The organism is Microbacterium sp. (genome assembly GCF_047607225.1).
Taxonomy (GTDB): Bacteria; Actinomycetota; Actinomycetes; order Actinomycetales; family Microbacteriaceae; genus Microbacterium.
The window spans coordinates 37,590-60,319 of sequence record NZ_JASGDO010000024.1 but is presented as its reverse complement, the minus strand read 5'-3'; the positions used below and the strand labels follow the sequence as shown (position 1 = coordinate 60,319).

24 protein-coding genes and 1 tRNA gene are annotated in these 22,730 nt (G+C 70.7%); 9 read left to right on the top strand and 16 right to left on the bottom strand.

All coding sequences use genetic code 11. The annotated features are described in order from the left end of the window. Window positions 1–123: 123 nt before the first annotated feature. The 4 genes from QM591_RS04185 to QM591_RS04170 form a co-directional block, all read right to left on the bottom strand. On the bottom strand, window positions 124–1,146 hold the full coding sequence (locus tag QM591_RS04185) for a DUF2804 domain-containing protein (protein WP_415129915.1): 1,023 nt from the start codon (window positions 1,144–1,146) through the stop codon (window positions 124–126). 130 nt (window positions 1,147–1,276) lie between these two features. Next, entirely contained in the window at window positions 1,277–1,738 is a 462-nt protein-coding gene (locus QM591_RS04180) for an Hsp20/alpha crystallin family protein (protein ID WP_415129913.1), read from the bottom strand. Window positions 1,739–1,888: 150 nt separating this feature from the next. Continuing rightward, window positions 1,889–3,379, bottom strand: a complete 1,491-nt coding sequence (locus QM591_RS04175; protein ID WP_415129911.1) for an L-serine ammonia-lyase, iron-sulfur-dependent, subunit alpha — start codon at window positions 3,377–3,379, stop codon at window positions 1,889–1,891. After that, entirely contained in the window at window positions 3,376–3,741 is a 366-nt protein-coding gene (locus tag QM591_RS04170; RefSeq protein ID WP_415129909.1) for a VOC family protein, read from the bottom strand. Before QM591_RS04170 ends, QM591_RS04175 begins: the two co-directional genes overlap by 4 nt. A gap of 83 nt (window positions 3,742–3,824) precedes the next feature. Here QM591_RS04170 and QM591_RS04165 point away from each other — a divergent pair, with 83 nt between their 5' ends. Beyond that, window positions 3,825–5,750 carry an amylosucrase gene (locus tag QM591_RS04165; protein WP_415129907.1) on the top strand — a complete coding sequence of 642 codons (1,926 nt, stop codon included), beginning with the start codon at window positions 3,825–3,827 and terminating at the stop codon, window positions 5,748–5,750. Window positions 5,751–5,772: 22 nt separating this feature from the next. Here the strand turns inward: QM591_RS04165 and QM591_RS04160 are convergent, their stop codons facing one another. The 6 genes from QM591_RS04160 to QM591_RS04135 form a co-directional block, all read right to left on the bottom strand. Continuing rightward, window positions 5,773–6,627: a sensor histidine kinase gene (locus QM591_RS04160; RefSeq protein ID WP_415129905.1), complete on the bottom strand. Its 855-nt coding sequence runs from the start codon at window positions 6,625–6,627 to the stop codon at window positions 5,773–5,775. Further along, the gene (locus QM591_RS04155; RefSeq protein WP_415129903.1) at window positions 6,624–7,340 is read right to left on the bottom strand and encodes a response regulator transcription factor; all 717 of its coding nucleotides are present in this window, start codon (window positions 7,338–7,340) and stop codon (window positions 6,624–6,626) included. Before QM591_RS04155 ends, QM591_RS04160 begins: the two co-directional genes overlap by 4 nt. Continuing rightward, the gene (locus QM591_RS04150; protein WP_415129901.1) at window positions 7,337–7,615 is read right to left on the bottom strand and encodes a DUF4190 domain-containing protein; all 279 of its coding nucleotides are present in this window, start codon (window positions 7,613–7,615) and stop codon (window positions 7,337–7,339) included. Before QM591_RS04150 ends, QM591_RS04155 begins: the two co-directional genes overlap by 4 nt. 1 nt (window position 7,616) lies before the next feature. Further along, entirely contained in the window at window positions 7,617–8,201 is a 585-nt protein-coding gene (locus tag QM591_RS04145; RefSeq protein ID WP_415129899.1) for a DUF3060 domain-containing protein, read from the bottom strand. A 142-nt stretch (window positions 8,202–8,343) separates the two neighbouring features. Next, a tRNA-Arg gene (locus QM591_RS04140) sits at window positions 8,344–8,416 on the bottom strand. A gap of 69 nt (window positions 8,417–8,485) precedes the next feature. Beyond that, a complete protein-coding gene (locus tag QM591_RS04135) occupies window positions 8,486–9,136 on the bottom strand; it encodes an asparagine synthase (protein ID WP_415129897.1) in 651 nt (216 codons plus the stop codon). A gap of 134 nt (window positions 9,137–9,270) precedes the next feature. On the opposite strand from QM591_RS04135, the gene QM591_RS04130 reads away from it, so the two are divergent. From QM591_RS04130 to QM591_RS04115, 4 genes are all read left to right on the top strand, one after another. Next, window positions 9,271–10,107 carry an SDR family NAD(P)-dependent oxidoreductase gene (locus QM591_RS04130; protein WP_415129895.1) on the top strand — a complete coding sequence of 279 codons (837 nt, stop codon included), beginning with the start codon at window positions 9,271–9,273 and terminating at the stop codon, window positions 10,105–10,107. 77 nt (window positions 10,108–10,184) lie between these two features. Beyond that, window positions 10,185–10,790 carry a DUF4956 domain-containing protein gene (locus QM591_RS04125; protein WP_415129893.1) on the top strand — a complete coding sequence of 202 codons (606 nt, stop codon included), beginning with the start codon at window positions 10,185–10,187 and terminating at the stop codon, window positions 10,788–10,790. Next, window positions 10,787–11,605 carry a polyphosphate polymerase domain-containing protein gene (locus QM591_RS04120; RefSeq protein WP_415129891.1) on the top strand — a complete coding sequence of 273 codons (819 nt, stop codon included), beginning with the start codon at window positions 10,787–10,789 and terminating at the stop codon, window positions 11,603–11,605. Before QM591_RS04125 ends, QM591_RS04120 begins: the two co-directional genes overlap by 4 nt. A gap of 15 nt (window positions 11,606–11,620) precedes the next feature. Continuing rightward, window positions 11,621–13,453, top strand: a complete 1,833-nt coding sequence (locus tag QM591_RS04115; protein WP_415129889.1) for a carbohydrate-binding domain-containing protein — start codon at window positions 11,621–11,623, stop codon at window positions 13,451–13,453. Window positions 13,454–13,471: 18 nt separating this feature from the next. Here the strand turns inward: QM591_RS04115 and QM591_RS04110 are convergent, their stop codons facing one another. Beyond that, window positions 13,472–13,903, bottom strand: a complete 432-nt coding sequence (locus QM591_RS04110; protein WP_415129887.1) for a YdeI/OmpD-associated family protein — start codon at window positions 13,901–13,903, stop codon at window positions 13,472–13,474. Window positions 13,904–14,017: 114 nt separating this feature from the next. Between QM591_RS04110 and QM591_RS04105 the strand changes: the two genes are divergently transcribed. The 3 genes from QM591_RS04105 to QM591_RS04095 all read left to right on the top strand — a co-directional run bounded on the left by QM591_RS04105 (window position 14,018) and on the right by QM591_RS04095 (window position 15,350). Continuing rightward, window positions 14,018–14,218, top strand: coding sequence for a hypothetical protein (locus tag QM591_RS04105; protein ID WP_415129885.1), 201 nt, complete (start codon window positions 14,018–14,020; stop codon window positions 14,216–14,218). A 185-nt stretch (window positions 14,219–14,403) separates the two neighbouring features. After that, window positions 14,404–14,814, top strand: coding sequence for a DUF4383 domain-containing protein (locus QM591_RS04100; protein ID WP_415129883.1), 411 nt, complete (start codon window positions 14,404–14,406; stop codon window positions 14,812–14,814). A 2-nt stretch (window positions 14,815–14,816) separates the two neighbouring features. Then, on the top strand, window positions 14,817–15,350 hold the full coding sequence (locus QM591_RS04095) for a hypothetical protein (RefSeq protein ID WP_415129881.1): 534 nt from the start codon (window positions 14,817–14,819) through the stop codon (window positions 15,348–15,350). Window positions 15,351–15,383: 33 nt separating this feature from the next. Here the strand turns inward: QM591_RS04095 and QM591_RS04090 are convergent, their stop codons facing one another. The 5 genes from QM591_RS04090 to QM591_RS04070 all read right to left on the bottom strand — a co-directional run bounded on the left by QM591_RS04090 (window position 15,384) and on the right by QM591_RS04070 (window position 21,395). Next, on the bottom strand, window positions 15,384–16,334 hold the full coding sequence (locus QM591_RS04090; protein ID WP_415129879.1) for an aldose 1-epimerase family protein: 951 nt from the start codon (window positions 16,332–16,334) through the stop codon (window positions 15,384–15,386). 5 nt (window positions 16,335–16,339) lie between these two features. Then, window positions 16,340–17,842 carry an L-arabinose isomerase gene (gene araA, locus QM591_RS04085; protein WP_415129877.1) on the bottom strand — a complete coding sequence of 501 codons (1,503 nt, stop codon included), beginning with the start codon at window positions 17,840–17,842 and terminating at the stop codon, window positions 16,340–16,342. A 32-nt stretch (window positions 17,843–17,874) separates the two neighbouring features. After that, window positions 17,875–19,470: a xylulokinase gene (locus tag QM591_RS04080; protein WP_415129875.1), complete on the bottom strand. Its 1,596-nt coding sequence runs from the start codon at window positions 19,468–19,470 to the stop codon at window positions 17,875–17,877. Continuing rightward, entirely contained in the window at window positions 19,467–20,210 is a 744-nt protein-coding gene (locus tag QM591_RS04075; RefSeq protein ID WP_415129873.1) for an L-ribulose-5-phosphate 4-epimerase, read from the bottom strand. The genes QM591_RS04080 and QM591_RS04075 overlap by 4 nt, the downstream gene beginning before the upstream one ends. A gap of 168 nt (window positions 20,211–20,378) precedes the next feature. Further along, complete coding sequence (locus QM591_RS04070; RefSeq protein ID WP_415129871.1) at window positions 20,379–21,395, bottom strand: LacI family DNA-binding transcriptional regulator; 1,017 nt, start codon at window positions 21,393–21,395, stop codon at window positions 20,379–20,381. 276 nt (window positions 21,396–21,671) lie between these two features. Here QM591_RS04070 and QM591_RS04065 point away from each other — a divergent pair, with 276 nt between their 5' ends. Beyond that, window positions 21,672–22,658, top strand: a complete 987-nt coding sequence (locus QM591_RS04065; protein WP_415129869.1) for an ABC transporter substrate-binding protein — start codon at window positions 21,672–21,674, stop codon at window positions 22,656–22,658. Window positions 22,659–22,730 lie beyond the last annotated feature (72 nt).

Genomic DNA, 22,730 nt, shown 5'->3' with positions numbered 1-22,730 from the left:
GTGCGCCGAACTCGTCGGCCGCGGCGGCGAGGATGCGCTCGCGCGCGTCCGACCGCCCGCGAGGCCGCCCCCGCCGGCGAGGCGCCGACGTCCCCTGCTCGACCATGGGGTCAGCCTACGAGGTCACCAGCGATTGTGGACGTCCTCGGCGAATCCCTCGATGCCGGAGAAGGCGACCCCCGCGAACTCCCCCTCCCAGACCCCGAAGCACTGGTCGGTGCGCGACGAGACCACGCCCAGGTTCATCGCGGAGCGCTTGTCGTAGAAGGGCGTGAACGTGGCGTCGAGCCCGCCGCCGTGCACGCGCCACGGATCCAACGGGCGGGCGAGGTCGTACTCCCACGCGACGGGAGTCGAGATCTTGTGCAAGACCCCGTCGATCACGATGCCGTTCTCGGTGGATCCGGTGCCATCGGTCCACTTCCCGCCCACCTGGATGCCGATCGTCCTCTCGCCCTCGACACCGGCGCCGGCGCCCCAGTTCCACCGGACGTCGTACGGCCAGCGGCCTCGGCCGTGGTCGAGCACGGCCCACGAACCGCTGGGGACCGGGTGCTCCTCGCCCTCGATCGTGATCACCCCGCTGGCCGGCAGGGCCACGTCTTTCACCGTGTACTGGAACCGCTTCGACGACCACGGCACCACGACCGCCAGGCACTCGTGCGCCGGCGGACGTGTGACGGTGATGTCGACGGACGCCTCTGGAATCTCCGCAAACAACCGCCACGAGTCCGCCCCCGGCGTGAGGGCGACCGCCAGATCGCGCGCCTTCGCGATCACGGGACCGGATCCGTGCGAACGGGGCAGGTCCACGTCGCGCGCAGGAACGACGGTGACCGACTTTCCCCAGCTCCGCTCGCCCGCGCGCTCGAAGACCCACACCTCGTGGACGGCGGCGTAGTCCAGCGACGACACCGTGATCGCCACGATGTGCGTCGGCGTCATGACGTTCCAGTACTCCCACCGCTTGTTGCGCCCCCAGCGGTGACGGCCGTCGATGCCCGACGTGTCCACGAGCGGGGTCCGAGCGAATCCCACTGCCGCCGGGTTGAGCGAGCCGTCGCTGCGGGTGAGCGAAACGGGCTCGGTCAACTCGCGCTCGGGCTGCGAGCGCGAGGGTTCGCCTCGTGACGAGGGATCGGGCATCGGCATCCTTGCTGACGGTCCGCATGACGGGTGCAGCGATTCTATTGCCTGGAACGCCGAACCGCCCCGGTCGGATTTCCGACGCGGGGCGGTTCGCGGAGGTCACTGCGTGAGTGTCACTGCAGCCGTGTCACTGCTCGATGGGCTGCGGGTCCTGCTCGTTGGAGGACTCCTCCGCACGGAGGGTCGGGGCCGTCCCCTCGGAGACGACGGTGACCTTGCGCGGCTTCGCCTTCTCGCTCACGGGGATCGTGACGGTCAGCACGCCGTTGCTGTAGGTCGCGGCGATGCCGTCGTTGTCGATGCCCTGGCCGAGGTTCAGCTGACGCAGGAAGCTGGCCGCCTCCCGCTCGCGGGTGATCCACTTGACGCCGTCACCGGCGGCGAGGGTGCGCTCGGCGCGGATCGTCAGCAGCTGACCGTCGACGTCGATGTCGACCGAGCCCGGGTCGATCCCCGGAAGGTCGGCAGTGAGCACGTAGTGGTCGCCGTCGCGGTACAGGTCCATCGGCATCCGTCGCGGGCCGCGGCGCGTGTCGAAGAGGGTCGACGCGAGGCGGTCGAGGTCACGGAACGGGTCGTACGTGGCCATTGTTCTCTCCTTTGTGTCTGTGTTCATCTGAGTGGTCTCAAAGTTGAGTCGTTACGGCTCAACTGATCTCAGATTAGCACTCTCGCCCTCCGAGTGCTAAGCGTTCTCGGAGGGCGAACGCCTCGCCGTCGACCGTCCGGCAACCACCGATCAGCACTCGATGACGTTGACGGCGAGACCGCCCTCGCTCGTCTCCTTGTACTTGTGCGACATGTCGATCCCGGTCTGCCGCATCGTCTCCACAACGGCGTCCAGGCTCACGAAGTGGTTGCCGTCGCCGCGCAGCGCGAGGCGCGCCGCCGTCACCGCGGTCGATGCGGCGATCGCATTGCGTTCGATGCAGGGGATCTGCACGAGACCGCCGACCGGATCGCACGTGAGTCCCAGATGGTGCTCCATCGCGATCTCGGCGGCGTTCTCGATCTGGCGATTCGTCCCACCCATCACCGCGGTGAGCCCTCCCGCCGCCATGGCACACGCCGAGCCGACCTCCGCCTGGCAGCCGCCCTCGGCACCCGAGATCGAGGCGTTGGCCTTGAAGAGCGATCCCAGCGCCGTCGCCGTCAGCAGGAACCGGCGGATGCCCCGGCGCCGGTTGGCCTCGACGGTCGCCTCGGCCGAGTCGCCGTGCGCGACACCCGCCTCCGTCTCCGGCGCATGCAGTCCGAGCAGCGCCGACCCGACGAGCTCGCCGTACGGCGTCACCGCGTTGCCCGAGCCCAGACCGGAGTCTGCCAAGAACCGCCACCAGTACATCGCGACGGCCGGGAGGATTCCCGCCGCACCGTTGGTCGGCGCGGTCACCACGCGCCCGCCCGACGCGTTCTCCTCGTTGACGGCCAGCGCGAAGGCGCCCAGCCACTCTCCGGGGAGCTCCCGCCGCCCCTCGCTCTCCACTTCCTCCAGTTGCGCGCGGATGGCTCCCGCGCGACGGGTGACCTTGAGCATCCCCGGGAGCACTCCGTCGGCATGAAGACCCGCATCGATGCACGCGGCCATCGCGTCCCAGATGCGGTCGAGCCCCGCGGCGACCTCGGCTTCGCTCCGCGTCGCCTCCTCGTTGGCGCGCGCCACCTCGGCGATGGTCCATCCCCGTTCGTCGCAGAGCGCGAGCAGCTCCGCCGCAGACGAGAACGGATGCGGCACGGCGGCACGCGAGACCGAGGCATCCTCCCCCTCGCGACGGATGAAGCCGCCGCCGACGGAGTAGTAGGTCTCCTCGGCGCAGAGCTCGCCATCTGCGTCGAAGGCTCGCAGGGTCATGGCGTTGGGATGACCGGGAAGGCGCACCCGCGGCGACAGCCGGATGTCTCCACGGGAGAACGGAACCGGGTGCACCCCCGCGAGGGCCAAGGGTGCGCCGTCGCGCCACGTGCTCCACGCGTGCCGCACGACGGCGGGATCCACCGTCTCGGGATCGGCGCCCTGCAGCCCCGCGACGACGGCGTCGGGGGTGCCGTGTCCGATGCCGGTGGCACCCAGCGAGCCGAAGAGCTCACCCTCCACCCGCGCGACCCGAGCCCTCTCCTCGCCGAGCGCGGCCGCGAACAGGCGTGCGGCGCGCATGGGACCGACGGTGTGCGAACTGGAGGGACCGATCCCGACGGAGAACAGGTCGAACGCGGAGACGTACGCGCTCACGGACGCTGCCACGCGACGAGGCCGACGGTGTTTCCCTCGGTGTCGCGGATGAACGCCTGCCACTCCTCGTGTCCGGCCGGCCCCAAGGTGTCGTCTTCGTGGACGAAGATCACCGCCGGCGGCGACACGATCTCGGCGATCCCCGAGAGCCGCTCGATCGCCTCGTGCACGTTGTCGACCCGCAGATACAGCAGCGACGACGGCGCAGCCCGGTCCAGCAGCAGCCGCGTGCCGTCCAGGTCGAAGAACAGCAACCCCGGCGGATCGAACCGGGCGACCGGAGGCGCGTCGAGAAGGACGGTGTAGAAGTCGGCGGCGCGGTCGAGATCGTCGGCGTGCTGGGCCACCTGGAGAAGGCGCATCGTGGGCTCCTCTGCGGGTTGCGGGCGAGGGTCGGTGCCGCCAAGGCTATCCCTCTAGGCTTGTCGGCAGGGAGAGGAGCCCCATGCTCACCGGGAACGACACGCCGCTCCGGGCACTCGAGGACGATCGCGCCGCGGCCCTGGCCGCCGCCTCCGACGCCGGACGTCTCGACGACGCCTTCCTGGAGCGGTTCGACGCGCAGTTCCCCCGGCTCCACGCCCTGTTCACTCGCCTGTACGCCGACCGCCCCGACGGACAGGCGGCCCTCGCGCAGACGATCGCGCTCACCTCCGCATCGTGGAACGCGCGTCCCCTGGATCTGAAGGTGCGTGACGGACAGCGCACGGCCGCCGCCGAGTGGTTCCAGTCGGAGCGGATGCTCGGCGGGGTCTGCTACGTCGACCGTTACGGCGGGAACCTCGCCGGAATCCGCGACCAGATCCCCTACTTCCGCGAGTTGGGCCTGACCTACCTGCACCTCATGCCGCTGTTCGCCGGTCCCGAGGGAGACAACGACGGCGGCTACGCCGTGTCGAGCTACCGGCGGGTCGACCCGAGGCTGGGGACGATCGCGCAGCTGACCGAGCTCGCCGCCGACCTGAGACTGGCCGGGATCTCCCTGGTCCTCGACTTCATCTTCAACCACACCAGCAACGAGCACGAATGGGCGAAGAAGGCGGTGGCCGGAGACCCCGAGTTCGAGGACTTCTACCTGATCTTCCCCGACCGGGAGATGCCCGACGCCTACGAGCGGACGACGCGGGAGATCTTCCCCGACGACCACCGCGGCTCGTTCGTGCAGCTCCCCTCCGTCGATGGAGCCCCGGGCCGCTGGATCTGGTCGACGTTCTACCACTTCCAGTGGGACCTCAATTACGCCAACCCGTGGGTGTTCCGCGCGATGGCCGGAGAGATGCTCTTCCTCGCCAATCTCGGTGTCGACGTGCTGCGGATGGACGCGGTCGCCTTCATCTGGAAGCGACTGGGCACCGCCTGCGAGTCGCTCCCCGAGGCGCACCTGCTCCTGCAGGCCTTCAACGCGGTGCTCGCCATGGGGGCGCCCGGCCTGATCTTCAAGTCCGAGGCGATCGTCCACCCCGACGAGGTGGTCAGCTATCTCTCGCCCGACGAGTGCCGCATCTCCTACAACCCGCTGCAGATGGCGCTCACGTGGGAGGCTCTGGCCACCCGTGACGCACGCCTGCTGCAGCAGGCGATCGACCGGCGCCACGGCCTCCCCGAAGGCACCGCGTGGGTCAACTACGTGCGCAGCCACGACGACATCGGCTGGACGTTCGCCGACGAGGACGCCGCCGAGCTCGGGATCGACGGCGCCTCCCACCGGCGCTTCCTCAACGACTTCTACGTGGGGCGCTTCGACGGGTCGTTCGCACGCGGCGTGCCGTTCCAGGAGAACCCGCAGACCGGTGACGCGAGAGTGTCGGGAACGACGGCATCGCTGGCGGGGATCGAGGCGGAGGATCCCGGCGGGGAGGATCGCGTCGTGCTCGCGCACGCCCTCGCGTTCGCGACCGGGGGCATCCCACTCCTCTACCTGGGCGACGAGGTCGCGCAACTGAACGACCCGACCTACGCCGACGACCCGGTCCGTCGCGGTGACAGCCGCTGGGTGCACCGGGGCCAGCGACCGCGCGACCGCTATGCGGCCAAGAACGACGACGCGACCGTGCCCGGGCGGGTCTTCCGTCGGATGACGAAGCTCATCTCCGTGCGGCAGTCCACGCCCGAGCTCGCCGGGAACGCCCTGCTCCCCTTCCACACGCCGCACCGGAGCGTCGTGGGATTCCAGCGTCCTGGGCCCGACGACACGACGCGCGTGCTGGTGCTGGCGAACGTGGGCGATACCGAGGTCGACATCGACGCCCTCACCCTGTCGGGCTTCGAGCGCGCCGCGCGCGACCTCGTGCACGACGCCGAGATCGACCTCGACGACGGGATCGCCCTTCCCGCGCACGGCTTCGTATGGCTCCGGGTCCGGCCCGTCTGAGGCGGTCCGCCGGAAGCGGCCGTCAGGCTCCCACGCGGATCGGCAGGCGCAGCCGCACGCTCGTGCCGCGCCCGTGCTGCGAACGCAGCGCGACATCACCGCCGTGCTTGTGCGCGACGATGCGGACGAGCGACAGGCCGAGGCCCGAGCCCTCGACCTTGCGCGCGTGTGCACCGCGCCAGAGCTCATCCCACACCTGAGCGAGCTCGTCGTCGGCGATCCCCCACCCGGTGTCGGCGACCTCGATCGTGACCGAGCCCGTCTCCTCCACGCCCCGCACCTCGATCCGCGCCCCCTCGTCGGAGTACTTGGCGGCGTTGACGAGCAGGTTGCGGATGGCGACGGCCAGCAGATCCGGATCCCCGGAGATCTCCGGGAGCGGCCACGGGGCGGTCGGGAGATCCACCGAGATCTCTCGTGCGACCCCGCGCGCCGACAGCTCGCGGCCGAGGGCATCGGCCTCCTCGCGGACGATCGCGGCGACGTCGACCTGCTCACGGTCCAGCTCGCGCGACTCGAGCGACGCGAGCGCGCGGAGCTCTCCGACCAGGAGCGCGAGCCGGTCGGCCTGCGCCGCCGCAACGGTGAGGTTCGGAGAGACCTCGTCGCCCTCCTCGGCGGCGAGGGCAGTGCGGATCGCGGTCACCGGGTTCTTCAGCTCGTGATCGAGACGGGAGAGGAACCGCCGATGCGCGTCGCGCTCGGCAGCCTCGGCCTCGCTCCGCCCCCGTGCGTGCGCGTCCTCGAGGCCTCGGCGCCACGCGCGGCGCCCGATCCACAGGGCGAAGACCACGAGGGCGACGAGGAGGACGGCCGCGACGGCGGCGGTGACCACGGGCACCCCGACGACGAACGTCCCTCCCAGCACGCCGCTCATCCGGCCCTCACCTCCCCCGCGAAACGGTAGCCGACGCCCGCGATCGTCTCGATCCAGCGGGGCCGTTGCGGGTCGTCGCCCAGCACGCGGCGCAGCTCGGCGACGCGGTGGTCGACGGCGCGCGTGGTCACAGCGAACTCGAACCCCCACAACGCCTGGAGCAGGTGCTCCCGCGTATGCACCTCGCCCGGGTGGGCCATGAGGTAGTCCAGGAGAGCGATCGCCTTCGGGGTCACCTCCCGCGGATCTCCGCCCACACGCACCCGCCGGCCGGCGCGATCCAGCTCGAGCCCGTCGGCGACGAGCGTCGGCGCGCTCACGAGGGGCCGGCCCCCGGTGGTACGCCGGAGCACGGCACGGATGCGCGAGACGAGCTCCGGCGGATCGAACGGCTTGCCGAGGTAGTCGTCCGCCCCGTCGTCGAGGGCCGCGACGCGCTCGAACGAGGCGTCGATCTTGGTGAGGAGGATGACCGGCGTCCACCGCTCCTCTCGGCGCAACCGACGGACGAGCTCACGACCGTCGAGCACCGGCATCATCACGTCGGACACCACGATGTCGATCGCCTCCCGTTCGAGCGTCTCGAGCGCCTGCGCCCCATCGGCGGCGACCGCGACGCGGAAGCCGCTGCGCTCCAGGTAGGGCGCAAGCGTCGAGGTGATGGCCTCCTCGTCGTCGACGAGGAGCACGCGCGGCGCGGGAGCGGGGGTCATTGCGTGACGCCCCACCAGACGGCGACACCGACGGTCAGGAAGAACACGACGCCGAGCGCGATCGTCGCATACCCGAGGACGAGACCGATGACGGCCAGCGCCGTTCCGTCCGCTCCCGTCTGGCGGATGCGTCCGAGCGCCACATGCCCGAGCACGACGGGGACGATTCCCAGGCCGCACAGGGCCGTGACGAGCGACGCGATCGCCAGGCCATCGGTGGGGCGGGGCTGCGGCGTGGGGGCGAAGCCGGGAGCAGAGGCGGGCAGCGTGTGCATGTCAGCGCTCCTCGGCCGGGAGGACCACGTTCATCGTTCCGGTGTCGGAGACGACGGGCGACCCGCTCTCCCAGAACACCTCGTTGCCGACCCCGGTGACCTCGACCGCCCCGGCCCCGGCGACGATGACGGTGGAGGCGTCGGCGCCCACCGTGAGCGTGCCGACCTGGCGAGCGAGGACGACGACGCCCGCGCCCTCGACCGTCACGATGTCGCAGTCGTCGGTGATCTCGAGCACCGTGGCGTCGGCGGTCACGTCGGCGCGTCCGTCGACGCAGCTGACGACGCCCGACACGCGCGACTGCCAGTGCGCACGCGTGGCGCGCTCCGCGGCGGCGGGGTCGGTCTCGGCACCGTCGCCGGCGTCGGTCTCGGCCGGATCCGTGCCGGCCGGATCCGTGCCGGACTGCGTGTCGACGGGGGCGGAGGCGGCTGGGGAGGGCTTCTCTCGGGCGGGCTCGAAGGAGACCGTGCACCCGGCGATGCCGAGCGAGACGGCGCCGAGGGCAGCGAGCGTCCAGATCGACCGGGCGAGGCCGGCGCGACGCGGCGACGAGGCGGGAGCGGTGGGCTGCGGAGTTCTCATGGCATCGACGGTAACGGGGCGGGCGGGGCCGGTGGTCGCGGCGGTGTCGCAGCCGTGTCGCAGATCTGCGACATCGCCGCAGCCGGAACGACGAGAGCCCCGCAGCATGCCGCGGGGCTCTCGTGACTGTCTCAACACAGTGCGCGCCCGAAGGGACTCGAACCCCTAACCTTCTGATCCGTAGTCAGATGCTCTATCCATTGAGCTACGGGCGCATGGTCTCCGCTCTCGCGAAGGCCAGCGTCCAGAATACCCCACACCGGGCGAGACGACGAATCGGCGAGCTACTCGAGCTCTGCGGGGTCGAACGACGGCGCCGGAGCCGCAGCATCCACGGGCGCCGGCTCCTCCCCCGCCTCGCGCAGCTCGCGCTGTTTCACCATGCTGCGGCGACGGGAGGTGAGCTTGGGGAGGTCGACGAGGCGCAAGGCCTGCATGCGTGCTGCCCGCATCCGCTCGTAGTCGGGATCGAGATCGGGACGAGCCGCCTCGATGCGTAGCGTGCGGTCGATGTTCTTGGCCACCTCTCCCCACGCGACGTCCCGCGCATCGAGGATGAGCTTGCGCAACTCCTCCTCGTCCTCGGCGCGTGCCCGTAACTCGTGGGCGACGTGAAGAGACTGCTTCTGGCGGCGACGGAGGTTGCGCACGTCTCGGCTGCGGTAGTCATGGGTGCCGTCGGAGTCGCTGTGTCGACCGCGCGCGTGCTTGCGCTCCCGCTCGGTGCGGGCGGCGTCCGCCTCCGCCTCGTCGGCCAGGGTGATGAGCGCCTCGCGCGCCTCGGGCAGGTAGCGCTCGACGTCGAAGTCCTCGCCGTCGGCGAGGATGTGCACGAGCATGCGGTTTTTCAGGCTCAGCCGCGTGGCCGCGGAGGCGATGTACAGTCCCTCGGCGACGACGTCGCGGGTGCGCACCCGCTTCCGCTTCTCAGCCACGATTCTCCCGCTATCGATCCTACGGAACCGGATCGAGGAGAATCGAGGCCGACGGCGGATCAAATCCGCCCGGACCCGGGTGAGGCGACAAACCGCCAGAGACGACGGAACGAAGAGAGGCGACGATGCCGAGAATGGACGTCCGCGGCGCGACGAGCGTCGTCACGGGTGCTGCGAGCGGAATGGGTGCCGAAGTCGCGCGCGAACTCGCCCGCCGCGGGGCCCGCGTCGCCCTCCTGGATCGGAACGAGGACGGGATCGCCGCGGTCGCGGCGACCCTCGCCGGCGCCGGGCACACGACGCATATCGTCGACGTCCGCGACGACGGAGCGGTCGACGACGCGGTGGGCGAGGTCATTCGGTACCACACACGGATCCAGACCCTCATCACGTGCGCCGGATCGTCCATGCTCGGCAGCCTCGATCAGCTCACGATGGAGGAGATGCGCTGGCTCATGGACGTGAACCTGTGGGGCACCGTGAACGTCACCCGTGCGCTCCTGCCCGCCCTCCGCCGCGAGCCCGCCGCGCACATCACGCATCTCGTCTCGATCTACGGTCTCGCCGCCCCCGCCGGCCGCATCCCCTACGCGATGAGCAAGTACGCGGTGCGCGGTTTCACCGAGGCGCTGCGGCACGAACTGGAAGGCAGCACCGTGACCGTGGGCGCCGTCTATCCGGCCGGGGTGAAGACCGGGATCATCCTGCACGGGCGCTACGCAGCGGCACTCGATCCCGCGATCGCTCAGCGAGCAGCGACCGCGCAGGCACGGATGTACCACACCGAGCCCGAGACGGCGGCGCGGCGGATCGTGGAGGCGACGCTCGCCCGCCGCGCACGCACGATGATCGGGCGGGAGGCGCGCCTGGTCGACGTCCTGACCCGGCTCGCACCCGTGCACTACTGGAGCGCGATGCGGCGCCCCCTCCGCGAGGCGATCGACACGACGACGCCGGTCGCGGATTCGTAAACGCGCCTGGTCAGCGTCATAGATGACACATAGCGACGACGGGCTTCATGGACTCCAGACACACGTCAGGAGCCCACATGAACCTCTTCACCGTCATCGCCATCGATCTCGCCGCCATCGCGATCCTCTCCTTCGGCGTCTACTACCCCCGACACCGGCGCCGCGATCTCGCCGTCGCCTTCGTCGGAGTGAACGTCGGAGTGCTCGCCGTCTCGATGGTGCTCGCCGACACGACGGTCGGCGCCGGCCTCGGCCTCGGTCTCTTCGGCGTCCTGTCGATCATCCGACTGCGCTCCCGCGAGATCGAGCAGAGCGAGATGGCCTACTACCTCGCGGCCCTGGCGCTCGGACTGGTCGCCGGACTGTCGACCAGCATCACCTGGACGACCGTCGGGCTGATGACGCTCGTCGTCGGCGTGCTCGCGATCGTCGACAGCCCCGCGTTGCTGCGTCGCTCTCGCGAACAGACCCTCGTGCTCGACCGCGCGTACCCCGATGAGGAGGAGGCTCGCCTGGCCGTGGAGTCCCTGCTGGGCGCGAGAGTGCATCGCCTCACCGTGCGCAATCTCGATCTCGTCTCCGACACCACGACGGTCGACGTGCGCTACACGGCCCGTCCCGCCGGCTCGCTCGCCTCGACGACCGCACCGCTCCCCGAGTCGACCGCGCAGGTGACCCGGTGAACGCCGCGTCGTCCCCGCACGTCGCGCCGCTGAGCAGACTCGACGACCTGCGCACCGTCGACCTCGACGCGCTCAACGCCGCCGCCGAGTTGCAGACTCGCGTCGACCGCAAGTACATCCTCCCCGCACGCGCCCTCCCGGCGGTGCTCACCGACCTCCCGGAGGAAAGCGAGGTGCTCGAGATCGGCGGGGAGCGCGCCCTGCGCTACGCCTCCCAGTACTTCGACACCCCCGACCTCGACAGCTACTTCGGCGCCGCACGCGGCCGTCGGCGGCGGTTCAAGGTGCGCGCGCGCACCTATCTCGACTCGGGCGGCTCCTTCCTCGAGGTGAAGACCCGCGGCGCGCGATCGGCGACCGTCAAGGATCGCGTGCCGGTGATCGGCGACGAGCTGGACTCGGACGCGGTCGCCTACGCGAGCGATCTGCTCTCCGGCGCGGGGATTCCCGGCGCCGACGAGCTCGCTCATCGCCTCGCCCCCGTCCTCCTCACCCGCTACCGTCGCGTGACGCTGCTGCTGCCCGCCTCCGCGACCGGCGACGCCTCGCGGGCCACGATCGACGTCGACCTCACCTGGATCGGCGCCGACAGGACACAGCTGCAGCTGCCGCGCTCGGTGATCGTGGAGACGAAGTCCGGCCAACGCGCCGGAGCGCTCGACCGCACCCTCTGGCGGCACGGGTACCGCCCCGCCTCCCTGTCGAAGTACGGCACGGGGATGGCGGCAGTGCATCCCTCCCTCCCCTCCCACAAATGGCGCCGCGTGCTCACGCGCCACTTCTCCGCCGCGACGGTCACCTCTCTCGTCGCGTGATCGAAAGGACCTCCGATGAACCCCTCTTCCCGCACTCCCCGCCGCCTCTGGCTGCTCGCCGCTCCGGCGCTCGCCCTCGGCCTCACCCTGGCTGGCTGCTCGGCCGTGGCGACGACCTCCTCACCGCCCTCCACGACGTCTTCCTCCACCACGTCCTCCTCGACCACCGAGACGACCTCAGCGGCGACCGGGACGACCGACGCGACGCAGACCGCCGCCGACGTCCTCGCCGCCGACCAGGAGACCCACGACAAGAGCGACGACGCGGAATGGGACGCCGGCGACGCGACCACCGTCGCCCTCTCGGGCACCTCCGCCACCGTCACGGGTGACGGCGCGGCCGTGGACGGGGCGACCGTGGTCATCTCCCAGCCGGGAACCTACGTCCTCTCGGGGTCGTACAGCGGCCAGGTGATCGTCGACAGCGATGCCGACGGCCAGGTGCGGCTCGTCCTGGACGGCGTCGACATCGACACGAAGGCCGGCGCCGCCATCGACGTGCGGGCCGCCGACGAGGCCGTGGTGATCCTCGCCGACGGGTCGGCGAACAGCCTGAGCGACGCGTCGAGCTATGCCGACGACGCCGATGCGAACGCCGCGTTGTACAGCTCCGCCGACCTCACCCTCACCGGGACCGGGTCCCTCGAGGTCACCGGCAACGGCAACGACGGCATCGCCTCCAGCGACGGCCTCGTCATCCAGTCCGGCACCCTCTCGGTGACCGCCGCCGACGACGGCATCCGCGGAAAGGACTACCTCGTCATCCGAGGCGGCGACCTCACGATCGAGGCCGGCGGCGACGGCCTGAAGTCCGACAACGACGAAGACGCGGCCCGGGGCTACGTGCTCGTGGCCGGCGGAACGGTCGACGTCGTCAGCGGCGACGACGGGATCGATGCCGCCACCGACGTCGTCACGACCGGCGGGACGCTCTCCATCGTCTCGGGCGGCGGCGCCGGCACCGGTGACCCCGACGGCGGCGCGAAAGGCATCTCGGCGGGGGTGATCGCCGTCTTCGAAGGCGGCACGATCGACATCGATGCCGCCGACGACGCAGTGAACGTGAACGCCTATGTGCACGCGGCAGGGGCGACGCTGACCCTCACCTCCGGTGACGACGGCGTGCACGCCGACCTGCAACTGGTCGTCTCGGCCGGAGAGCTCACCGTGGCACAGTCGGTGGAGGGTCTGGAAGGCGGCCAGATCACCGTCTCGGGCGGCGCGATCTCGGTCACCAGCAGCGACGACGGGCTGAACGTCTCAGAACCCGACGAGGGGAGCGCCGAGCTCACCATGGTCATCAGCGGCGGCACACTCCTCGTGGATGCCGAAGGCGACGGCCTCGACGTGAACCAGGGAACCCTCACCCAGACCGGCGGCACCGTCGTCGTGTCCGGCCCGACCCGCAACGACAACGGCGCACTGGACGTCGACGGAGGCGCGACGATCTCCGGAGGGGTGCTGCTGGCGGCGGGGTCGTCCGGCATGGCCTTGGCACCGTCGGCGGATTCCGACCAGGCCTCCGTCCAGTTCACGCTGCAGAGTGCGGTGAGCGCCGGAACGGTGCTCACGATCGTGGACTCGTCGGGTGACGAGGTGGCGACGTTCACGACGAGCAAGCAGACCCAGAGCGTCGTCTACTCCGGCCCGTCCCTCGTCAACGGGGACACGTACACCCTCACGTCGGGCGGCTCCGCCGGCACGACCGTGCTGGGCGGACTGGCGGAGGCCGGATCTGCCGGATCATCCTCGGTCGCCACGGCGGTGGCGGGAGAACAGACCTCCTCTGAAAGAGGCGGCCCGGGCGGAGGCGGAGGCCCGGGCGGAGGCGGCGATCAGCGCCCCTGACCCCGTCCGGCTGCGCAGTCAGCCGCCGAGCTTGCCGACGATCGCCTCGACGCGACGCGCGCGGGTCTCGGCGGCTTTCGCGCTCTCGACGTTCGTCACGTGCGCCTTGCGCGCGCTCGGAGACAAGGCGTCGAAGGTCGGCCGCACCCCCGCCGCATCGAGCGCGTCGGCAAGATCGGCGGGCACCTCGACGGTGCGCGCAGCGGTGTCGAGCTCCAGCTCGACCGTGATGGCGTCGCCACCGGAGATCCCACTCGCGGCACGCTTGTCCGAGCTGAACGGGATGAGGAAGCGCCCACCCATGACACCGATCGTGGACCGGTACTCGAAGCCGTTGACCGAGACGACGACCGCGGCCCGCTTCCCTCCGCCGAGGGCCTCCACGACGTCGGGCGGAACCTCGACGCCGGTGTTGTTCCCCTGGAGCCGCATGACAGATTCGAAACGCATGACCCGTGATTAGCACGCGCGATGACCACTGACAACCCCGGTGACCCGCCTCGGGCCAGCACGTAGGGTCGGTGACACCACCGATTCGTGGTGGCCTGCCAGAAGGGAGACGTCATGGGATTCATGGACGATGCCAAAGAGGTCGCCGAAACGACCGGACGCAAGATCAAGGACGCGTGGGAAGACACCACCGACAAGATCGGCGACAAGGTCGACGAGGCCAAGGCTGACGCGAACGTGAAGAAGGCCGAGGCCGAGAAGGAATCCGTCGAGCGGCGCAACGACATCAAGGAGCACCTGCGCGACGAGAAGTGAGGCGACGACCTCACGGAACGCGAAGGGCCTCGGAGAGTACTCCGGGGCCTTTCTGCTGTCCCGCGCCGAGACGGTGACGGCACCCGTTGACCGTCCGGTCACGGGCTCGCCCATCCGATCGGGAGTCGGTGCCGAACAACTCCCGAGACGTGGCGACCGCCGCGTCCGGACTGGAGGTCTCACTCATGCGCACGTCACCCAATCGCCTCGTCGCGACCGTCTTCGGAGCCGTCTACCTGCTGGTCGGCGCGCTGGGCTTCGCTGTCACCGGCGGCGTCGGTTTCCTCTCGACCAGCGGAGGACTGCTCCTCGGGATCTTCGAGGTCAACCCGCTCCACAACGTCGCCCACCTGCTCATCGGCGCAGCGCTGCTGATCGCCGGGCTCTCGTCGGCGCGGGCGGCCAAGGCCACCAACACCATCGTGGGAGCCGCGTACCTGCTCCTGGGCATCGCCGGCTTCTTCCTCGTCGGAACGGCCGCGAACATCCTGGCCCTCAACACCTTCGACCACTTCCTGCACCTCGCCAGCGCCCTCGTGCTCCTGGGAGTGGGGATCGGCGCCGAGCGCGCACCCGGCCGCACTCTGACCGCCTGATCATGCGCATGCAGGCGTGGCCGACCCTGGCGACGTGGGGCGCGGGACTGATCCAGCTGGCCACCGGCGCGGGCATGCTCACCGCCGGGTCCGGCGGAGCAGCCCGCCCCTACGGCGTGGTCCTGACGCTCACGGGGGCGGCGGCACTCGTCTGGGGGGTGGTGTGGCTCTCGCGGGCGCGCCACCCCCGGGTCGGCATCGGGATCGCGGTGGCGGGGCTACTCCTGACCACCGGCGCGCTCGCGGTGGACACCGCCCATGTCTCGGTGCTCGCCGTGGCGGTCGCAGCGGCGCTCTCCGCCGTCGCGGGGGCCTCGACCGCCGCCATCCTCCGTCGGCGCGAACGACAGGAGGCGCATCCGGCCCCTGCCGTACCGCGTGGCTCGTCCCCGGGCGCCGGGATCGGCGGCCTCCTCGCGGCGGCCGTCGTGGTCGCGGCCCTCGTCACGCCCGCACTCGCCTCGACCGAGGCGGGACGCCTGGCCCCCGACCACGGCGCGCACACGTTCGTGATCGATCACGGCCACGGTCACTGACCTCGGCCGCTGACCTCTCCTACCGACCTCCGCTCAGAGCGGCGAGATCCGCCAGGAGGCCGCGGCCGTCGCTCCCGGCTCGATCAGCAGGAGCCCGGCGTCGTACGCGTACGCGTCCGCGTTGAAGGCGTCGGGGGCGCACGTCATCGGCTCCACCGCCAGCCCCGCCCGGTGCCCCGGCGCCCCGGGCCCTCCGGGCTGGTCGGCGGTGTGCACCTGCACCCACGGGCAGCCCTGATCCCACGTGATCGCGACACCCGTGCCGTCGGCGGGATCGGTCACGCTCACCGTCGCGGCGCCCGACTCGTCCCGCCGCAGCGCGGTGAACGCGTGATCGATCTCGGCGACACCGATCGCGCGGGGGGTGCGGAAGTCGAAGCGCTCGGCGTCCGTGTCCACTCCCGCCAGCGCCACCGGTGAGAGCCGGTCGGCCGTGACCTCCAGCACCTCATCCGCGGGGAGGTGGAGGATCCACTCGTCGAGCGGATGCGACCCGGCCACGAGGTAGGGGTGGGGACCGGTGCCGAACGGGGCGCGACGGTCGCTCTCGTTGGTGGCCGCGACCCGCTGCGTGAGGCCGTCGGCCGCCAGGGTGTAGGTCGTCTCCAGGCGCACCCGCCAGGGGTAGCCGAGCTGCGGCTGGATCACGGCGGCGAGGGTCACGTGGTCGGGGCCGCGATCGATCGCCTCGAAATCGAGCCACGCGACCAGACCGTGCAGCGCGTGATGGCGCTCCGGCTCGGTCAGGGCCGTCTGATACGCCGTCTCCTCGACGGTGTAGGCGCCATCGACGATGCGGTTCGGCCACGGCGCCAGCGTCGCGCCCCGGTAGCCCGGGCGCACCTCGTCGGCGTCGAAGGGGACCACGAGATCGCGGCCGCCGCGGCGATAGAGCCGCAGGGAGGCCCCGATGCTCGCGATCACCGCCTCGTCGTCACCCGCTCGGAGCGTGTACTGCGTGCCGGAAAGCGGAGTGCGTGCCATGAGTGTCAGAGTCCCTGTGCGAGTCGGTAATAGGCCTGGTTCCAACGGATCTCCCGCTGGAAGTCACGGACCGTCGTCGCCTCGTCGATCACGAGGAGCTCGGTCCGGGCGATCTCCGCGAAGTCACGGAACACCTCGATCCCGACGGCGGTCGTCATGACAGTATGGTGCGCCGCGCCGGCGGTGAGCCAGCACGCCGCGCTCGTGGCGAAGTCCGGCGCCGGCTTCCAGACCGCACGGCCCACGGGAAGCTGCGGCAGATCGGGGGCCTCGACGTTCTCGACCACGTTGGCGACGAGACGGAAGCGGTCGCGCATGTCGCTCATCGCCACCACCAGCGCAGGCCCCGGGTCGGCGGTGAAGACGAGGCGAACGGGGTCGTCCTTGCCGCCGATGCCGAGCGGGTGCACCTCCAGCCGCGGTCGAGCGGTGGTCAGCGACGGGGCGACCTCGAGCATGTGGGCGCCGAGGATCTTCTCCTCCCCCGCGACCAGATCGTAGGTGTAGTCCTCCATGAGCGACGCGCCGCCCGGGAGGCCGGCCCCCATGACGTTGGCGACACGGACGAGGATCGCCGTCTTCCAGTCGCCCTCGGCCCCGAAGCCGTAGCCCTCGGCCATGAGCCGCTGCACCGCAAGCCCCGGGAGCTGCGTGAGCGCACCGAGGTCCTCGAACGAGGTCGTGAACGCGCCGAAGCCGCCCTCTTCGAGGAAGGAACGCAGCCCGAGCTCGATGGCTGCGCCGTCGCGGAGCGAGCCGTGACGCTCGGCACCCGGGCGCAGCTCGGGCGCCACGTCGTACTCGTCGAGGTACACCTGCACGAGGGCGTCGATGTCGGCGTCGGACGCGGCGGCCACCGCCTCGGCGAGCTCGTTGACACCCCACGTGTTCACCTGCACGCCGAAGCGCAGCTCCGCCTCGGTCTTGTCGCCCTCGGTGACCGCGACGTAGCGCATGTTGTCACCGAAGCGAGCGAGCTTGAGGGTGCGGACCGCCTGCCACCCGGCGGCGGCCCGCTGCCAGTCCTCCACCTGTCGAAGGACCGCCGGGTTCGAGACGTGGCCGACCACGGTCTTGCGGGCCACCCCCAGCCGCGTCTGGATGTACCCGAACTCGCGGTCGCCGTGCGCGGCTTGGTTGAGGTTCATGAAGTCGAAGTCGATGTCGGCCCACGGGAGCTCGACGTTCGCCTGCGTGTGGAGGTGGAGGAGGGGCTTGCGCAGTGCGTCGAGACCCGAGATCCACATTTTGGCGGGGCTGAAGGTGTGCATCCACGCGATGACGCCGATGACCGAGTCGTCGGCGTTGGCGTCGAGGGCCAAGCGGCGGATGGCGTCGGAGTCGGTGAGCACGGGCTTCCACTCGATGCGGACGGGAAGCCCGGCGAGGCCTTCCGCGACCGCCTGCGACTGCGCGGCGACCTGGCGGAGCGTCTCCTCCCCATAGAGGTGCTGGCTGCCGGTGACGAACCAGACGGTGTACGAGTCGAGCGAGGTGGTGAGGGCCATGAGGAACTCCTAGTCGAAGAAGGAAGAGAGGGTCAGAGGGCCTCGACGGCGGCACGCTCCGCGGCAAGGCCCGCGGCGTACCGGTCGAGGTAGGCGGCGTACCCGGCCACGTCGGCCGGGTCGGGGTCGGCGACGGTGAGGGCCGTCGCCGCGAAGACGCGCTCGGCGAGGTAGTCGCCGAGCGTCGCGCCCTCGCTGTCGATGAGGTAGGACGCGAGCACCGCGATCCCCCACGCTCCGCCTTCCGAGGCGCGTTCGTCGACGGCGACGGGAGCGTTGAGGGCGGCCGCGAGGAACCGCTGCGCGACCCCGGCGGTGCGGAACATCCCGCCGTGGGCGAACATCCGGTCGAGCCCGACGCCCTCGCCGTCCAGCACCCGCATGCCGAGACTGAGCGTCGCGAACACGCCGTAGAGCTGGGCGCGCATGAAGTTCGCGAGGGTGAGCCTGCTCTCCGGCGTGCGGACGACGAGGGGCCTGCCCTCATCGGTGCCGACGATCGGCTCGCCCGCGAGATGGTTGTACGCCAACAGGCCGCCGGCATCGGCCTCGCCGGTCAGCGCCTCGGCGAAGAGCGTGCCGTAGACGGCGTCGACGGGAAGCGGCGATCCTCCGGCCTCGGCGAATCGGCGGAAGAGGTCGACCCACCCCGCCAGCTCGCTCGCACCGTTGTTGCAGTGGACCATCGCCACCGCGTCGCCGGCGGGCGTGGTCACGAGGTCGAGCTCGTGATGCGCGTGCGCGGGGGGCCTCTCCAACACGACCATCGCGAAGATGCTCGTGCCCGCCGAGACGTTGCCGGTTCGTGGCGCGACCGACGCGGTCGCGACCATTCCCGTTCCCGCATCACCCTCGGGCGGGCAGAAGGGGACTCCCGGCCGGAGCGTTCCCGTGGGATCCAGGAGCGCGGCGCCGTCTTCGGTGAGACGTCCCGCGTCGGCTCCCGCGACCAGCACCTCCGGGAGGAGGTCGCGAAGCGGTCGCGGGGCAGCGCCCGTCCGCTCGTCGTAGAGCGCGACGAGTCGTTCGTCGTAGTCGCGCGTGGCACTGTCGATGGGGAACACACCCGACGCGTCACCGACGCCGAGCACCCGGCGTCCGGTGAGGCGCTCGTGCACGAAGCCGGCGAGGGTCGTGATCCCGCGGACCTCGGAGACATGAGGCTCGGCGTCGAGGGTCGCCTGCCGCAGGTGCGCGATCGACCAGCGGAGCGGGATGTTGACGCCCAGCAGCTCACTGAGCTCCGCCGCCGCGGCGCCCGTGTTGGTGTTGCGCCACGTGCGGAAGGGGACGAGAAGCCGCCCGTCCTCGTCGAGCGCCAGGTACCCGTGCATCATGGCGGACACGCCCAGGGCTCCCACCGTCTCCAGGGGAACGCCGTGCCTCGCGCGGACGTCGTCGGCGAGGGCGGCGAAAGCGGCGCGCAGTCCTTCCCAGACCTCCTCCTCCGCATACGTCCAGAGCCGGTCGACGAACGCGTTCTCCCACTCGTGGCTGCCGACGGCGAGGACGGTGGTGGGGTCATCGGCGTCGATGAGGCAGGCCTTGATCCGGGTCGAACCCAGTTCGATGCCGAGGGTCGTGCGTGCCCGGACGATCTGCTCGCGGGCGGCGTCGGCGGCGCTCATCGACGGTCGTCCGTGTTCTGCCCGTAGACGTTCTGGTAACGGTCGTACAGGGCGTCGATGGCCTCCTGCGGAAGGGGGATCAGCTCGCCCCCCTGACGCGCGATGTGCACCGTACGCGCCACGTCCTCGAGCATGACGGCCGCCTTCACGGCGTCCTTCGCCGAGGCCCCGATCGTGAACGGACCGTGGTTCTGCATGAGCACGCCGCGGCTGCGGTGACCCCGCAGCGTCTCGACGATGCCGCGTCCGATCGAGTCGTCACCGATGATCGCGAAAGGCCCGACGGGGATGGGCCCGCCGAACTCGTCCGCCATCGCGGTGATCACGCACGGGATCTCCTCGCCCCGGGCCGCCCAGGCGACGCCGTACGTGGAGTGGGTGTGCACGACGCCACCCACCTCGGACATGTGCCGGTAGACGTAGGCGTGTGCAGCCGTGTCGCTGGAGGGCGAACGGTCGCTTCCCGGGGTGCCGGGGATCACGTTGCCGTCGAGGTCGCAGAGGATCATGTTCTCCGGCGCCAGGTCGTCGTACGAGACGCCGGACGGCTTGATGACGAACAGGTCGTCCTGCGGGTTGTCTCCCACGCGCACCCGGCCGGAGACGTTTCCGCCGGTCCAGACGATCAGTGCGTACCGGACGAGCTCGGCGTGCAGTGCCGCGACGTCGGCGCGCACGCGCGCGATCTCCGCCTCCACCTCGGCCGGAAAGGGGCTGGTCTTCGGATCCTGCTGGCTCACGGGAACTCCATCGTGCTCACGCGATCGGTCATCGATCGCTCCGCCATGTTACCGGTAACATACCCGATCCCCGTCGCTCAGGTGGCACATTTCGTGGCCACGCGCGCCCTGAAGCAGCCACGTGCGCCACCCGAGCGACCCGGGAAGGGGGGAAGAGGGGAAGGGGGATCAGGAGACAGGGGCGGTGGAGGCGCGGGCGACGAGCTGGGGCGGAGCGGGGTCGGCGTCGACGGGAAGACCGAGGGCGGCCGAGACGGCGCGGTGGGCTTCGCCTGCCAGGTCGAGACGGACGGTCGTCAGCGCCGGGCGGTAGAAGGCCGCGTCGGGGTTGTCGTCGAAGCCGGCGACGCTGACCGCTTCGGGAACCGAGACGCCCCGCGCGGCGAGTCCCGCCATGAGCCCGAGCGCCATCTGGTCGTTGGCGACGACGATCGCCGTCGGCCCGCCGCCCGCGCCGACGGCCTCGGCGACGGAGGCCGCCGCCGCCGCTCCCGCTGCAGCGCTCCAATCACCCCACCAACGACCCGCGTCCGCGAGCCCGTGCCGGGCGAACGCGCGCCCCACCCCCGCGTCGCGCGCCGTGGCCTCCACCCAGTCGGCGGGGCCGGAGAGTCGCCCGATCCGGCGATGGCCGAGCGCCACGAGGTGGTCCACGGCCCGCTCGGCCCCCTGACTCTGCCGCTGCGCGCCCGGACCGGCGTGAAGGGCCACGACCGGCACTGCGCCTGCCGCGCTCCGCGTGAGCTCGAGCGTGCGCACGTGGGGTGCGAGCACGACCACGCCGTCCACCCCCTGGGTGAGGAGGTGCTCGAGCGCCGAGCGCACCGACGCCTCGTCGGCGGCGTCGGCGTAGGCCGTGGCGATCCACCGATCGCGCTCGCGAGCGGCCGCGGCCAGCGCGGCGATGCCGACGGAGGGACCGTAGAGCGTCGCATCGGAGGCGATGACCCCGAGTGTGCGGGTGGTCGCCGTGCCGAGCGAGCGGGCCGCGTTGTTGACCCGATAACCGAGCTCCGCCATGGCGGAACGCACGCGTTCGCGGGTCTCCGGACGGATGTGCGGATGATCGTTGATGACCCGGGAGACGGTCTGCGTGGACACCCCGGCACGCGCGGCGACATCGCGGACCCCCACACGCGCTCCGGCGCGACCGGTGATCCCCCGGTCCGCGAGCTCTCGATCCATCACCCCTCCGCAGTCAGGGTAGCGCTCGTCGCCGGCTCGACCGGCCCGCACCACCGTCGGAGAAGATCGAATGTGATCGCTCACCCTGGGACACCTCTTCTGTCCCGACGGAGGAGGTGAAGAGTCCGCTGAGACGCCAGCGTTACGGATTTGTTACCGCTAACATCTTGCGGGACGACCGAATGTGAAGGCTAACATTTCGACCACAGGCGCACCGAAGGTCTGTACTCACGACACCGACGTCGTACGTCGGTCCCGAACGAGGAGGTTTGCGGGATGAAGAAGAAGATGCTCGCCGGAGCCGCGCTGCTCAGCGCCATGGCCCTGGCATTCACCGGCTGTGCCGGCAACACGAGCCCGGGCGCCAGCGGCGAGCCGGGCGAGAACGGAGACGTCATCAAGGTAGGCTTCGCGCAGACCGGATCCGAGTCGGGCTGGCGCTCGGCGAACACCGAGTCGATGAAGGAGGCGTTCTCGAAGGAGAACGGCTTCGACCTCGTCTTCAACGCGGCGGACAACAAGCAGGAGGCCCAGATCGCCGCCGTCCGCAGCTTCATCAACCAGGGCGTCGACGCGATCGTCATCGCCCCCATCACGGTCGACGGCTGGGACGACGTGCTCAAGGAAGCCCAGGACGCGCAGATCCCGGTGATCCTGGAAGACCGCACGGTCTCGGCCAGCGAAGACCTCTACGCCTCGTGGGTCGGCCTCGACTTCGAGCAGGAAGGTCGCACCGCCGGCGAGTGGGTCAAGGAGAACTTCGACGGCAAGGGCGCGAACCTCGTGATCCTCGAGGGCACCACGGGGTCCTCGGCGGCCCTGGACCGCGCGACGGGCTTCGGCGAGGCGATCGAGGGCACCGACATCAACGTGCTCGACTCGCAGACCGGTGACTTCACGCGCGATGGCGGCAAGAAGGTCATGGAGGGGTACCTCCAGAAGTACGGCAAGGACATCGATGTGCTCTTCGCGCACAACGACGACATGGGCCTCGGCGCGCTCGACGCGATCAAGTCGGCCGGCCTGACCCCCGGCAAGGACATCCAGATCGTCACGATCGACGCCGTCAAGGACGGCATGACGGCCCTCGCGGGCGGCGAGTTCAACTTCATCGTGGAGTGCAACCCGCTCCTCGGAGAGAAGGCCGCCGAGCTCGTCAAGGACGTGCTGGCCGGAAAGACCGTCGAGAAGAAGACGATCGTCGAGGACCAGTCCTTCACGCAGGAGCAGGCGAAGGAAGTCCTGGACTCGCGTCCGTACTGACCCCGTCACCCCGAGGGGGTCGGCTCCGGCCGATCCCCTCGGGACCCCCGCCGCCGCTTCCCCGCCGCTTCG

Bases quoted from the DNA above. Each gene is read 5' to 3' on its own strand.
- QM591_RS04185 (WP_415129915.1), bottom strand. From the start codon at position 1,146: ATGCCCGATCCCTCGTCACGAGGCGAACCCTCGCGCTCGCAGCCCGAG.
- QM591_RS04180 (WP_415129913.1), bottom strand. From the start codon at position 1,738: ATGGCCACGTACGACCCGTTCCGTGACCTCGACCGCCTCGCGTCGACC.
- QM591_RS04170 (WP_415129909.1), bottom strand. From the start codon at position 3,741: ATGCGCCTTCTCCAGGTGGCCCAGCACGCCGACGATCTCGACCGCGCC.
- QM591_RS04165 (WP_415129907.1), top strand. From the start codon at position 3,825: ATGCTCACCGGGAACGACACGCCGCTCCGGGCACTCGAGGACGATCGC.
- QM591_RS04160 (WP_415129905.1), bottom strand. From the start codon at position 6,627: ATGAGCGGCGTGCTGGGAGGGACGTTCGTCGTCGGGGTGCCCGTGGTC.
- QM591_RS04155 (WP_415129903.1), bottom strand. From the start codon at position 7,340: ATGACCCCCGCTCCCGCGCCGCGCGTGCTCCTCGTCGACGACGAGGAG.
- QM591_RS04150 (WP_415129901.1), bottom strand. From the start codon at position 7,615: ATGCACACGCTGCCCGCCTCTGCTCCCGGCTTCGCCCCCACGCCGCAG.
- QM591_RS04145 (WP_415129899.1), bottom strand. From the start codon at position 8,201: ATGAGAACTCCGCAGCCCACCGCTCCCGCCTCGTCGCCGCGTCGCGCC.
- QM591_RS04130 (WP_415129895.1), top strand. From the start codon at position 9,271: ATGGACGTCCGCGGCGCGACGAGCGTCGTCACGGGTGCTGCGAGCGGA.
- QM591_RS04125 (WP_415129893.1), top strand. From the start codon at position 10,185: ATGAACCTCTTCACCGTCATCGCCATCGATCTCGCCGCCATCGCGATC.
- QM591_RS04115 (WP_415129889.1), top strand. From the start codon at position 11,621: ATGAACCCCTCTTCCCGCACTCCCCGCCGCCTCTGGCTGCTCGCCGCT.
- QM591_RS04110 (WP_415129887.1), bottom strand. From the start codon at position 13,903: ATGCGTTTCGAATCTGTCATGCGGCTCCAGGGGAACAACACCGGCGTC.
- QM591_RS04105 (WP_415129885.1), top strand. From the start codon at position 14,018: ATGGGATTCATGGACGATGCCAAAGAGGTCGCCGAAACGACCGGACGC.
- QM591_RS04100 (WP_415129883.1), top strand. From the start codon at position 14,404: ATGCGCACGTCACCCAATCGCCTCGTCGCGACCGTCTTCGGAGCCGTC.
- QM591_RS04095 (WP_415129881.1), top strand. From the start codon at position 14,817: ATGCGCATGCAGGCGTGGCCGACCCTGGCGACGTGGGGCGCGGGACTG.
- QM591_RS04090 (WP_415129879.1), bottom strand. From the start codon at position 16,334: ATGGCACGCACTCCGCTTTCCGGCACGCAGTACACGCTCCGAGCGGGT.
- araA (WP_415129877.1), bottom strand. From the start codon at position 17,842: ATGGCCCTCACCACCTCGCTCGACTCGTACACCGTCTGGTTCGTCACC.
- QM591_RS04080 (WP_415129875.1), bottom strand. From the start codon at position 19,470: ATGAGCGCCGCCGACGCCGCCCGCGAGCAGATCGTCCGGGCACGCACG.
- QM591_RS04070 (WP_415129871.1), bottom strand. From the start codon at position 21,395: ATGGATCGAGAGCTCGCGGACCGGGGGATCACCGGTCGCGCCGGAGCG.
- QM591_RS04065 (WP_415129869.1), top strand. From the start codon at position 21,672: ATGAAGAAGAAGATGCTCGCCGGAGCCGCGCTGCTCAGCGCCATGGCC.